11 protein-coding genes are annotated in these 12155 nt (G+C 67.2%); 9 read left to right on the forward strand and 2 right to left on the reverse strand.

Annotated elements, in window-relative coordinates:
- Positions 1–34: 34 nt before the first annotated feature.
- From ACRVY7_RS05050 to ACRVY7_RS05060, 3 genes are read left to right on the forward strand one after another with little or no spacing between them, the layout of a single operon-like run.
- Positions 35–844, forward strand: a complete 810-nt coding sequence (locus tag ACRVY7_RS05050; RefSeq protein ID WP_431816212.1) for a phosphatidylserine decarboxylase — start codon at positions 35–37, stop codon at positions 842–844.
- 1 nt (position 845) lies between these two features.
- Positions 846–1952, forward strand: a complete 1107-nt coding sequence (locus ACRVY7_RS05055) for a CDP-alcohol phosphatidyltransferase family protein (protein ID WP_431816213.1) — start codon at positions 846–848, stop codon at positions 1950–1952.
- The gene (locus tag ACRVY7_RS05060) at positions 1949–4252 is read left to right on the forward strand and encodes an AAA family ATPase (RefSeq protein WP_431816214.1); all 2304 of its coding nucleotides are present in this window, start codon (positions 1949–1951) and stop codon (positions 4250–4252) included. Before ACRVY7_RS05055 ends, ACRVY7_RS05060 begins: the two co-directional genes overlap by 4 nt.
- Positions 4253–4293: 41 nt before the next feature.
- On the opposite strand, the gene ACRVY7_RS05065 is transcribed toward ACRVY7_RS05060, so the two are convergent.
- Positions 4294–4887, reverse strand: coding sequence for a hypothetical protein (locus ACRVY7_RS05065; RefSeq protein WP_431816215.1), 594 nt, complete (start codon positions 4885–4887; stop codon positions 4294–4296).
- A 139-nt stretch (positions 4888–5026) separates the two neighbouring features.
- Positions 5027–5443 (reverse strand): hypothetical protein, encoded by a 417-nt coding sequence (locus ACRVY7_RS05070; protein WP_431816216.1) that lies wholly within the window; start codon positions 5441–5443, stop codon positions 5027–5029.
- Between the two features lie 75 nt (positions 5444–5518).
- Here ACRVY7_RS05070 and ACRVY7_RS05075 point away from each other — a divergent pair, with 75 nt between their 5' ends.
- From ACRVY7_RS05075 to mnhG, 6 genes are read left to right on the forward strand one after another with little or no spacing between them, the layout of a single operon-like run.
- Positions 5519–8443: a Na+/H+ antiporter subunit A gene (locus ACRVY7_RS05075; protein ID WP_431816217.1), complete on the forward strand. Its 2925-nt coding sequence runs from the start codon at positions 5519–5521 to the stop codon at positions 8441–8443.
- Positions 8440–9129 (forward strand): Na(+)/H(+) antiporter subunit C, encoded by a 690-nt coding sequence (locus ACRVY7_RS05080; protein WP_049697573.1) that lies wholly within the window; start codon positions 8440–8442, stop codon positions 9127–9129. Before ACRVY7_RS05075 ends, ACRVY7_RS05080 begins: the two co-directional genes overlap by 4 nt.
- A complete protein-coding gene (locus ACRVY7_RS05085; RefSeq protein ID WP_049697572.1) occupies positions 9126–10733 on the forward strand; it encodes a Na+/H+ antiporter subunit D in 1608 nt (535 codons plus the stop codon). The genes ACRVY7_RS05080 and ACRVY7_RS05085 overlap by 4 nt, the downstream gene beginning before the upstream one ends.
- On the forward strand, positions 10730–11521 hold the full coding sequence (locus ACRVY7_RS05090) for a Na+/H+ antiporter subunit E (RefSeq protein ID WP_431816218.1): 792 nt from the start codon (positions 10730–10732) through the stop codon (positions 11519–11521). The genes ACRVY7_RS05085 and ACRVY7_RS05090 overlap by 4 nt, the downstream gene beginning before the upstream one ends.
- A complete protein-coding gene (locus tag ACRVY7_RS05095; RefSeq protein ID WP_049697570.1) occupies positions 11518–11781 on the forward strand; it encodes a monovalent cation/H+ antiporter complex subunit F in 264 nt (87 codons plus the stop codon). Before ACRVY7_RS05090 ends, ACRVY7_RS05095 begins: the two co-directional genes overlap by 4 nt.
- Positions 11782–11794: 13 nt before the next feature.
- Complete coding sequence (gene mnhG, locus ACRVY7_RS05100; RefSeq protein ID WP_005206692.1) at positions 11795–12127, forward strand: monovalent cation/H(+) antiporter subunit G; 333 nt, start codon at positions 11795–11797, stop codon at positions 12125–12127.
- The last annotated feature ends 28 nt before the right edge of the window (positions 12128–12155 follow it).

Here is a 12155-nt window from a genome sequence, read left to right on the forward strand (position 1 = left end):
AATTCCGGCGCGACCGACTCGGGAGGATGATCAGGTGGCCAGGCGCCCGCGACCGGACGCATCAGCACAACATCCGGCAACCGAATCCGACGGTCCGATCCGTTCCGGCCTGACCCCGACGCACCTCGTTGCTCTTGCGCGCGAGACCCTTCCCCCGATCCACCCGGCGGGCCTCCCTTTCGTCGCCGCGGCATCGGCGGTGGCGGTGGTTGGTCGGCGACATCGGTGGATCGCGGTACCCGCGACCGCCGCGGCAGGAGCCTGCGCAGCCTTCTTCCGGCATCCCTCACGGGTTCCGCCGACCGAGCCGGGCGTCGTGGTGGCTCCGGCAGACGGAATCGTCAGCCTCGTCGACGACGCCGTTCCCCCAGCGGAATCGGGTCTCGGCGACCAGCCCCGACCGCGCGTCTCGACGTTCCTGTCGATTTTCGACGTCCACGTGCAGCGCGTCCCGATCAGCGGTCGCGTGCTGTCGGTGACGCACACGCCCGGTTCGTTCGTGTCCGCCGACCTCCCGGAGGCGAGTTCGGCAAACGAGCGCACGACGATGGTCGTGCGCCCCGACGTCGGCGACGATCCCGACCCGACACCCCGCGACTCCGACATCGTCGTCGTGCAGATCGCTGGCCTGCTTGCGCGTCGAATCGTCTGCACCGCGAAGGTCGGCGATCACCTCTCCATCGGCGACACCTACGGACTCATCCGATTCGGCTCACGCGTCGACGTCTACCTCCCGCCGGGTACGAAGCAACAAGTGTTGGTCGGGCAGCGCACCGTCGGCGCCGAGACCCCGCTCGCCACGCTGAGTACCTCGGATACCACCCGCGTCCGCGACGGCGGGTGACATGCCGACCAACAATCGAGCGGGCGTAGACCGCACACCGCTGCACTACCGCAATCCGTCGATGAGGTCGACGCGACGTCGAGTCCCCCGGGGCTCGGCGTCGAACGACGAGCAGGGCAGACTGCGGCGACAGGCCGCCGCGGGGCGGATGTTCGTACCGTCGGCGCTGACGATTCTCGCGATCTGCGCGGGGTTGACGGCGGTACGCGCTGTCATCAACGACAACGTCGACCTTGCGATGGCACTCGTCGTCGCCGCGGCCCTACTCGACGGCATCGACGGCCGCGTGGCCCGGCTGATGGGCGCGACAACCAAGATCGGCGCCGAGATCGATTCACTCGCCGACGCCATCAACTTCGGCGTCGTGCCAGCGCTGATCGTGTACCTGTATCTGCTGCAAGGACACGACCTCGGCTGGGGATTCGCGCTGATCTACTGCTGCGCGATCGTGCTGCGGCTCGCGCGGTTCAACACCCTGCTCGACGACACCGATGCCCCCGGCTACACCCGTGACTTCTTTGTCGGCGTCCCCGCGCCCGCAGCAGCCCTGGTGGCCCTGCTGCCGATCGGACTCGCCCAGCAGTTCGGCGACGGATGGTGGACCTCGCCGCTGGTCGTCGGATTGTGGTTGGTCATAGTGGCGCTGCTCGCGGTCAGTCGAGTTCCGACAGCATCGCTCAAGACGTCGTCTGTGCACCCGCGCAAGCTTGCCGGCCTGTTGATCCTGGTCGCGATCGGCGCAGCACTGCTGTTGACCTACCCATACGTGCTGATGATCATCCTGGTGGCGGCATACGCCGTGCACATTCCGTTCGCCTGGCGCAGTCGACGCTGGGTACAGGCGCGGCCAGAACACTGGGAAGCTCCGCCCGCCGAGCGCCGGGCAGAACGTCGGGCGATCGCCCGCGGCCAGCCGCGCCGCACGCTGCCACCGCGCAAGTCGACCGCGCGACTCGGCCTGCACATCCCGGGCTCTGAACCCACGGCGCCCCACAGTGTTTCCGACGCCCCGGTTTCCGACACCACAGTGTCCGACGCCCCTGCTTCCGACGCCCCTGCTTCCGACGTCCCTGTCACCGATGCCCCGGCCGGCGGTGAAGCCAGGTGAACGCGCAGCTCACGCTGACCGCTCGGCTCAATACGTCGGCTGCGGATTCGCGCCGCGGGATCGTCCGCGCTCATCCCGAAGCGCTGACGGCGCTCGGATTGCGTGAGTGGGACGCGGTGTCGATCACGGGTGCACGGGTCACCGCGGCCGTCGTCGCGGCAGCACCGTCGGGGACGCCGACCGGCACGCTACTGCTCGACGACATCACGTTCTCCAACGCGGGCATCAAGGAAAACGCTTCCGTCGTGCTCTCCGGGGTTGCCGTGCACGGTGCGGCACGGGTCGTCGTGACCGGTTCTGCTGTTGCGAGTCGAGGCGTCGACGAGGCGACGCTGCGGCGTGCGCTCCTCGGCAAGGTGCTGTCGGTCGGGGATGCGGTGTCGCTGCTTCCACGCGACCTCGGTCCGGAACTCACCGCGAGCGCCGCCACCCGCGCGCTCACGTTGTCGGTCGGCATCACGTGGACCAACGAGTTGCTGACGGTCACCGCGACCGATCCCGGGTCGCCGGTCAGCGTGCAGCCCTCGACTGCCGTGCTGTGGGCGTCGGATGGCGTCGACGTCACACGCGGTGCCGTCGGTGCAGCACCACGCGCCGCGGACACGAGTCCCGGCGTTGTCGGCGAGAGTCGCGGCGCCGTCGGCGCGGCAGCAGGTGGAGTCGGGCGCGGTTGGCTCACCACACCGCCGGGTGCGGAATCGCCGGGGCACGTGGTGCGCCCGGCGTCGGAGTTGGTCGGGGTCGACGCGCAGGTCGCGAAACTCACCGAGTGGCTGAGCATCACGCTCGACGAGCCAGGCGTGCTGCGCGCGCTCGGGGCCACTCCCCGACTCGGCGTGCTGCTCTCCGGTCCGGCAGGGTCCGGGAAGGCGACGCTTGTGCGATCCGTCTGTGCCGCAAGGACATTGACGACGATCGACGGACCGACCATCGGATCGCTCGAGGCCTCGGCCCGCCTCCGCGCGGTCAGCGACGCGATCGCCGATCTCCGACGCTCCGGCTCGGGGGTGCTACTGATCACCGACGTCGACGCCCTGCTGCCCGCGAAGTCCGAGCCGGTCTCGACGTTGATCCTCGACGAACTGCGCGCAGCGATCAGCCCCACCGACGCGACGTCGACGTCCGACGACCACATCGCGTTGATCGTCACCAGCGCTGAACCCGCGGGGCTCGACGAACGCCTACGCGCTCCCGACCTGTGCGACCGCGAACTCGTCATCGGGCTACCCGACGCCGCCCGGCGCGCACGGATACTCGGGGTGATCCTCACCGGAGTACCCACCGACGGTGCACTCGATCTCGACCACATCGCCGCGCGCACACCGGGTTTCGTCGCAGGCGACTTGGCTGCGCTCGCGCGCGAAGCTGCGTTGCGTGCGGCCGCGAGGGCAAGCGCTACCGATGCGGCGCCCTCACTCACCGACGATGATCTCGTCGGGGCACTCGACGTCATCCGACCCGTCTCGCGGCTACGCACCCCCGAGGTCGCGGTCGGATCCATCACCCTCGACGACGTCGGCGACATGACCGAGACGAAGCAGGCGCTCACCGAGACCGTGCTCTGGCCGCTCCAGCACCCCGACACGTTCACGCGGCTCGGCGTCGAGCCGCCGCGCGGTGTGCTTCTCTACGGACCACCCGGCTGCGGCAAGACCTTCGTCGTTCGCGCGCTCGCGGCGTCGGGCATGCTCTCGGTGCACATGGTCAAGGGCGCCGAGCTGATGGACAAGTGGGTCGGGTCGTCGGAGAAAGCGGTGCGCGACCTGTTCGCCGCGGCACGCGAATCGGCACCGTCGCTGATCTTCCTCGACGAGGTCGACGCCCTCGCCCCGCGTCGCGGCCAGTCGACCGATGCGGGCGTCGGCGATCGCGTCGTGGCCGCGTTGTTGACCGAACTCGACGGCGTCGAGCCGCTGCAGGACGTCGTGGTCCTCGGCGCGACCAACCGGCCGGACCTCATCGACCCGGCACTGCTACGTCCGGGCCGGCTGGAGCGATTGGTCTTCGTCCCGCCACCGGACGCGCAAGCCCGCGCCGAGATTCTGCGCACGTCGGGCCGCAAGGTGCCCCTGGCCGACGGCATCGACCTCGACGCGCTCGCCGCCGACCTCGAGGGCTACTCGGCCGCCGACTGCGCCGCGCTGCTGCGCGAGGCGGCACTGGCAGCCATGCGCCGCGACATCGACGCCGCGACCGTCACCGCCGACGACGTCGTCGACGCCCGCACCCGGGTGCGACCGTCACTCGACGCCGCACAGGTCGAGGATCTGCGCGCCTACGCCGACCGACGGAGTGAGTGAACAGCTGGGGCGAGTGAACGGCTGGGTTCAACTGGTCTGGTTCAACTGGTCTGGGTGCCTGCCTGCCCGGTCTGACCCTGCTGGCCGTTGGGCACCTGCCCGTTCGGGGTTTGGCCGTTCGGGGTCTGGCCCTGCTGGCCATTCGGCAGCTGGCCGTTCGGCAGTTGGCCGTTCGGCATCTGCCCCTGCTGTCCGTTGGGAAGCTGCCCGTTCTGGCCCGTGCCGCCGTTCATGCCGGGCATCTGGCCACCGTTCATGCCACCACCGTTCATGCCGGGCATCCCGCCCCCGTTCATGCCGCCCCCGTTCATGCCGCCGCCGTTCATCCCGGGGCCGCGCATCTGGCTCTGGCCCGACGAGTTGTCGTGGCCCACGACGTACCCGGCGCCGAAGCCGAGCAGTCCGAACCCGACCGCCAGCCCGATCCCTCCTGCGATGATCGCGTTCTTGACCTTCGGCGGCACCTGGTCGGCTCGTGGCTGCGCAGAGTCACCGGCCGGAGGCGCCTCCGCCTGCCAGGCCGACTGCCCTGGCGTCAGGTGATCGGTCGTCGGGTGATCGGGATTCGTCGGGTGATCGGGATTCGTCGGGTACTCGGGGTTCGTCGAGTGTTCTCCGGTGGTGGGTGCGGACATCGTGGGGACTCCCTGCGTTCGGGTGCGTCGTCGACCAGCGCCGACGTTCGGCGCGTGCGCGACGCATCAACAGTGCCGTCCACGGTGCGTGGCATCCCTTGCGTCCGACTGCCCGCTCTCTGGCAGTCGGCTGTGAACCTCAGCTCGTCGTGATCGTGTAGAACACCGACGACCCGCCGGACGCGGCGGCAGGGGTGACACCCGCGCTCACCCAGTACGTCTTGCCTGCCTTATCCGCCGTCAGCACCACGACGGACTGTCCGTTCTGCGACGTTCGTTGCGACTCGGTGTAGCCGGCGTCGGTCAACTTCTTGACCGCGGTGTCCAGGACGCCGGAATCGCCCGCGGGTGCCTGGACCGTCACCGACCAGCCCTTGGTCGCATTACCCGACGCAGTCAGCACCGTTCCGTCGATCAGGGGAACCTGATCGGAGGGAAAATCAGACGGTAGTGCCACTCCTTTGAGACCGCTGTCCTCGTCGGACCCGCAAGCACCGATGACCAGCGCAAGCGTGCACGTCAGCAGAACGACTGTGAACCTGACTAAGCGGGACATGACTGCAACGGTAAGATAGTCGAGCGGGCAGTTGCTCCGTGACACCCCGCCAGACGACGAAAGACGGAGTGCCCTTTGATCTCGGTGTTGGCCGCGTTGGCCGTGTGTGCGCTCATCGCACCCGCCATCGTTCATGCGCTCGGCACCAGGGGTTTCTACGTACTCGCGCTCGCTCCGCTCGGCGGACTGATCTGGGTCCTGTTCAACTGGCCACACGCGCACGATCCTCCTCGCGTCGAGACGGTCACCTGGGCCCCGACGCTGCAGATGGATTTCGTGATGCGTTTCGACACGCTCACGGCCATCATGTCGGTGCTGATCCTCGGCGTCGGGGCGTTGGTGCTCTGCTACTGCGCCAATTACTTCGACGACGCTCGCCCACGGGTCGCCATCTTCGGCGGCGAGATGATTGCGTTCGCCGCGGCGATGTTCGGACTCGTCGCCAGCGACAACATGCTGATGCTCTATATCTTCTGGGAGCTCACCACGGTGTTGTCGTTCATGCTCGTGGGCTTCTATCACGTCCGCGCCACCTCGCGCAGATCCGCGACGCAGGCACTACTCGTGACCACCCTCGGCGGACTCGCGATGCTCGTCGGCATCATCATGCTCGGCGAACGAACCGGGTCGTATCTGCTTTCCGACCTGGTGGCGCACCCGCCGTCGAGCGGCATCTTTGTCGACGTCGCGATCGTGCTGGTGCTGATCGGCGCCGTCAGCAAGTCCGCGATCGTCCCGTTCCACTTCTGGCTGCCCGGCGCGATGGCCGCGCCGACACCGGTCAGCGCATACCTCCACGCCGCAGCGATGGTGAAGGCGGGCATCTACCTGATCGGGCGGTTGGCTCCCGGCTTCTCCGGGCTCACCAGTTGGCAGGTCATGACGATCGGGCTCGGCTGTTTCACCATGCTGCTCGGCGGCTGGCGCTCGCTTCGCGAACTCGATCTCAAGCTCATCCTCGCGTTCGGCACTGTGTCGCAGCTCGGCTTCCTCGCCGTGTTGTTCGGCATGGGCGACGCGAACGTCGCTATGGCCGCGCTGGCGATGCTGGTGGCGCACGCGATGTTCAAAGCCGCGCTGTTCATGGTCGTCGGCATCATCGACCACTCGACAGGCACACGCGACATCCGCAAGCTGGCCCGGCTCGGCCACCGTCTGCCCGTCCTCGCCCTCATCGCCGCCATCGCGGGTGCGAGCATGGCCGGGTTGCCGTTCACCATGGGGTTCGTCGGTAAGGAGACCGCGTTCGCCTCGATCTGGGATACCGGATCGCTGCAGCACTGGCAGGCCGAGACCGTCGACTACGTCTTGCTGGCGGGGTCGATCATCACGATGGCGTACACGACGCGATTCCTGTGGGGCGCGTTCGGTCGCAAGGTGCGCCAGCTCCCGAGCCGCGTCGTCGCACAGATGCATCCGCCCTCGGTCGCGTTCCAGACGCCACCCGCGATCCTCGCGGTACTCGGTGTCGTCACCGCTTTCCTGAGCCCGCTGATCGGCACCGCCTTCGAGCCCTACGCCGAGACCCTGCCGTCGTACGGCCACAAGATCGAACATCTGGCCATGTGGCATGGCTTCGGGCTGCCGGTGGTCTTCTCCATCATCGTCATCGTCGGTGGCGCAGCACTGTTCATGCTGATCCGACGTCTTCGGGATGTGCTGTTCCGCTACCGCCCGCTACTCAACGCCGACCGCATCTACGACGCCACGCTGCGCACGGCCGACTCTCTCTCGCTGACACTGACCCGCAACACCCAGCGCGGTTCGCTGCCCATCACGCAGGGCGTGATCATGTGCACCGCGATCATCCTGCCCGTCACAGTGCTGTTCCTCGGTGCACGTGATCGACTCTCGCCGCGCGGATTCGACTCGTCGATCGAGGTGGTGATCGGTGGGATCATGGCAGCCGCGGCGATCGCGGCAGTCCTGCTGCGCAACCGACTCGCCGCAACACTGATCGTCGGTGTCACGGGCTACGGCTGCGGAGTGCTGTTCGCTCTCTACGGCGCCCCCGACCTCGCGCTCACCCAGTTCCTGGTCGAGACGCTCACCCTCGTCATCTTCGTGCTGGTCCTGCGCAAGCTGCCCGCAGAACCCGAGCCGCGCCACGCGACGGGGTTCAAGGCGGTCCGCGCACTCATCGGCGCCGCGGTCGGCGTCAGCCTCGTGGTCATCGGCCTGTTCGCCGCGGCCGCGCGCAACTCACAGCCTGTCTCGGTCGACATCCCCGAAGCCGCGTACAAGTGGGGCCACGGCGCCAACGCGGTCAACGTGCTGCTCGTCGACATCCGCGCGTGGGACACGATGGGCGAGATCAGCGTGCTCATCGTCGCAGCCACGGGCGTCGCGTCGATGGTGTTCCGCAACCGCAGGTTCGGTGCCGCGCCGCGCGTGTCCGACGCCGCACGCATGCTCGCGAATGGCCCCAACGGCAACCCGAACGGCCAGAACGACGAAGACGACGACCCGATCCCGCCGGATCGCACGACGTGGCTGCGCGGCAGCGAGTTCCGCGACCCACGCCACCGGTCGATGGTGCTCGAGGCGACGACGCGTCTGATCTTCCCGACGATGGTCGTGCTCTCGATCTACTTCTTCTTCGCGGGCCACAACGCTCCCGGCGGAGGGTTCGCGGGTGGCCTCACGATGGGACTGGCACTCGTCTTGCGCTATCTGGCGGGCGGCCGCTACGAACTCGGCGAGGCGCTACCCATCGAACCCGGCAAGTTCCTCGGAACAGGACTGTTGATCTCCGCGGGCACCGCGGCGACATCGATGCTGCTCGGCGCGCCCGCACTGTCGTCGGCGGTCCTCAAGGTCACGCTGCCGCTGCTCGGCGACATCAAGATCGTCACCGCACTGTTCTTCGACCTCGGCATCTACCTGATCGTGGTCGGCCTGGTGCTCGACATCCTGCGCAGCCTCGGCGCGCGTCTCGACGTCGAGACCTCGATCCCGGCAGGCACCATCATGCGCGTACCCGGGGAGGCAAGCCGATGAGCGTGAATCTCGGACTCCTCGTCATCGTCGCGATCCTCGCCGCCTGCGGCTCGTATCTGCTCATGGAACGCAGCCTGATCCGCATGCTGCTGGGTCTGCTGCTCGTCGGAAACGGCATCAACCTGCTGATCATCACCCTCGCGGGACCTCCGGGAAACCCGCCGATCCTCGGTAGGACGTCGGATCACCGCACGCAGGACGCCGACCCTCTCGCACAGGCGATGGTCCTCACGGCGATCGTCATCACGATGGGTGTCGCCGCGTTCATCCTCGCGATGGTCTACCGCCTGTTCGTCCTCAACCGAGACGACGACGACCTCGAAGACGACGTGGAGGATCGCAAGGTCCTCAACACGAACCTGCAGACCGCACCGGACCGCGACCGCAGCGACAACCCCGAGACCGGCGCCGACACACCACTCGGCGACCTGTTCGACGACGAAGGCAACCCACTGACACCCGAGGAGTACGCCGCACTGCACCGGACCAAGATCGAGACCGACCTCATGCCAGACGATGACGACGTCATCGACGAGGTCTCGCGCGAGGAGGACGAACTCGCAGAGGCCGGCCTCGACGTCGTCGACATGACGTGGCCGCTGGGCAACGATCTGCAGGATCCGGACAAGCCCTATCCCGGAACGGCCGACCCGCGTGATCCCCCGCAGCCGGGAGACGATCGATGATCCCCCAGCCCTCGTGGATTCCGGTTCTCATCACGCTGCCGACTCTCGTACCGCTGCTCGGTGCCGCGATCACGCTGCTCGCCGGTCGAAGCCCCATCCTGCAGCGTGCTGTCGCTCTCGTCGCGATCGGTACCGCACTTGTTGCGTCGGGCATGATGCTCTACCTCACCGACGAACACGGGACGTTCTCGGTCCATATCGGCGGGTGGGGGTCGAAGGGGTACCCGAACGGACCGCTCGGGATCACGTTGGTCGTCGATCCGCTCGCGGCGTTGATGCTGGTGGTCTCGACGGTTGTGCTGCTGTGCGTGGTGAGCTACGCCATTGGGCAGGGTATCCGCGACGGCACGTCGCAGCAGCCGGTGTCGATCTTCCTGCCGACCTATCTGATCCTGTGCGCGGGCGTCTGCAACTCATTCCTCGCCGGCGACCTGTTCAACCTGTTCGTCTCGTTCGAGATCCTGCTGTCGGCGAGCTTCGTGCTGCTCACGCTCGGTGCCAGCGGAGAGCGCGTGCGTGCAGGAGCGTCGTACGTGATGGTGTCGATGCTCTCGTCGCTGATCTTCCTCGCGGGCATCGCGTTCGCCTACGCGACCACCGGCACGCTGAACCTCGCCGAGATGGCACTGCGACTCGACACCGTGGCAGAGGGCACCCGCAACGCGCTCTACGCGGTGCTCCTCGTCGCATTCGGCATCAAGGCCGCCGTGTTCCCGCTGTCGTCGTGGCTGCCCGACTCGTATCCGACGGCTCCCGCCCCGGTCACCGCGGTGTTCGCCGGCTTGCTGACCAAGGTCGGTGTGTACGCGATCATGCGCACACATACGCTGCTGTTCCCCGGCGGATCGATGGATTCGATCCTGATGGTCGCGGGCCTGCTGACGATGCTGATCGGCATCTTCGGTGCGATCGCGCAGTCCGACATCAAGCGCCTGCTGTCATTCACACTCGTTTCGCACATCGGCTACATGATCTTCGGTATCGCGCTGTCGTCGCGACTGGGACTGTCCGCGGCGATCTACTACGTCGCGCACCACATCCTCGTGCAGACGACGCTGTTCCTGGTCGTCGGCCTGATCGAACGACAGGCGGGCTCTGCGTCGTTGCGCAGGCTCGGCGGTCTGATCGCGAGTCCCCTGCTCGCAGGGCTCTTCTTGATCCCGGCCCTCAACCTCGGCGGCATCCCGCCGTTCTCCGGGTTTATCGGCAAGGTCGGGTTGCTCGAGGCGGGCACTCGCGACGGGTCGGTGCTCGCGTGGTTGTTGGTTGCTGGTTCGGTGATCACCAGCCTGTTGACCCTTTACGTGATGGCCCGCGTGTGGACCAAGGCGTTCTGGCGACCGCGTGCCGACGCTCCCGAGGGCGAGCTCGCCGACAGCGCTCCGTCTGCCCTCATCGACGAGCGTGCCGACATCTCCTTCGACGACCGCGAAGACGTCGGCCGCATGCCGACGTCGATGGTGGTACCGACCGCGCTGATGGTCGCGGCCGGTCTCGTGCTCACCTTCTGGGCTGGCCCGATCCTGCGCTTCACCGACAGCGCGGCCGACAACATATCCGACCGCGACAACTACATCGTCAGCGTGCTGGGAGGTGACAGATGACGAGCCAGGACCAGGGCAATCAAGACCCCCGGCGCCGCAGCTCCGGGGCGGTACGCGCGCCCGGCAAGGGACCCGTGAGATCGTTCCTCGTCAATGCGTGGCGCGTGACGCTGCTGTTCATCTTCTGGAACACCGTCCGGGTATTCGTGTGGCTTCGCGAACACATCCGGCTTCCCGGCAGAATCGCGAGTGACGGCCGTGAACTGGCAGTCCGCCTGTGGGTCCTCGCCTGGCTCACCTTTGTCTGGGTGCTGCTGTGGGGCACGGTGTCATGGGCCAACATCATCGGTGGCGTCGTGCTCGCGCTGGTCATCTCCATCGTGCTGCCGCTGCCGCGGGTTCCGGTCGAGGGCCGTATCCACCCCGTGTCGGTGCTCTGGCTCATCGCACGGCTGATCGTCGACTTCTTCGTGTCGAGCGCGCAGGTGGCGTGGGCCGCGATCCGACCCGGCTATCGCCCACTCGGAGCGGTCATCCGGGTGCGGGTGGCAATCAAATCCGACATGGTGCTCACCCTCGCCGTCGACTATCTCAATCTGGTGCCCGGCACGATGGTGCTGGAGATCGACCATCGTCGACGGCTGATCTACGTGCACGTCTTCGATGTCCGCTCAGACAAGAAGGTGCGGGCGTTCCACCGGCAGATCGCGTTCGTCGAGCGGATGTTCATCAAGGCCTTCGAGCGTGACAGCGAATGGCACCCGAGTCCGTACCACGGCATCGACGATGACTATCACCACGTGCGCACCGCCGAGCGGGCGTCGATCAAAGCGGAGCAGAACCAATGAGCGTCGTCTGGGTGATCGTGGCCACGCTGCTGCTCGTCGCAGCCGTGCTCACCGCTGCCCGCGCGCTCATGGGACCGACAACTCTCGACCGTCTCGTCGCCCTCGACACTCTCATCGCGCTCGCGATGTGCGGTCTCGCGGTGTGGGCGGCCTACAGCGGCGACACCACCGTGGTGCCCGGCGTCGTGGCGCTGGCACTACTCAGCTTCGTCGGGTCGATCGCGATCGCCCGATTCCGAGTCCGGGACGACCAGACGTGAGGGGGCAACGACCATGATCGTCGACATCGTCAGCTCGGTCTTCCTCATCCTCGGCGCGTTGATGGCGTTCACCGCGGCGCTCGGCGTGTTCCGTTTCCCCGACACCCTGAGCCGGATGCACGCGGCGACCAAACCTCAGACCTTCGGACTGCTGCAAATCCTCCTCGGCGCGATCATCCAACTCGGCGACAACGTCGACGTCGGAATGTTGATTCTCGCCGGCCTCTTCGCCATCATCACTGCACCGGTCATCGCGCATAGAATCGGGCGACTGGTATATCAGGAACAACGTGCCCAGGACGGATTGATCGCCAAAGAACGGTTGGACCGCGGCGATATCGACTGATCTCGTCACAATCGCCTGTGAAGCGTCG

Origin of the sequence: Gordonia jacobaea, from assembly GCF_965344965.1 — a bacterium.
GTDB classification, from domain to species: Bacteria; Actinomycetota; Actinomycetes; order Mycobacteriales; family Mycobacteriaceae; genus Gordonia; species Gordonia jacobaea.

What these genes read in the sequence shown, in the direction of transcription:
- ACRVY7_RS05055 (WP_431816213.1), top strand. Translation starts at nt 846, where the DNA reads ATGCCGACCAACAATCGAGCGGGCGTAGACCGCACACCGCTGCACTAC.
- ACRVY7_RS05065 (WP_431816215.1), bottom strand. Translation starts at nt 4,887, where the DNA reads ATGTCCGCACCCACCACCGGAGAACACTCGACGAACCCCGAGTACCCG.
- ACRVY7_RS05070 (WP_431816216.1), bottom strand. Translation starts at nt 5,443, where the DNA reads ATGTCCCGCTTAGTCAGGTTCACAGTCGTTCTGCTGACGTGCACGCTT.
- ACRVY7_RS05080 (WP_049697573.1), top strand. Translation starts at nt 8,440, where the DNA reads ATGAGCGTGAATCTCGGACTCCTCGTCATCGTCGCGATCCTCGCCGCC.
- ACRVY7_RS05085 (WP_049697572.1), top strand. Translation starts at nt 9,126, where the DNA reads ATGATCCCCCAGCCCTCGTGGATTCCGGTTCTCATCACGCTGCCGACT.
- ACRVY7_RS05090 (WP_431816218.1), top strand. Translation starts at nt 10,730, where the DNA reads ATGACGAGCCAGGACCAGGGCAATCAAGACCCCCGGCGCCGCAGCTCC.
- ACRVY7_RS05095 (WP_049697570.1), top strand. Translation starts at nt 11,518, where the DNA reads ATGAGCGTCGTCTGGGTGATCGTGGCCACGCTGCTGCTCGTCGCAGCC.
- mnhG (WP_005206692.1), top strand. Translation starts at nt 11,795, where the DNA reads ATGATCGTCGACATCGTCAGCTCGGTCTTCCTCATCCTCGGCGCGTTG.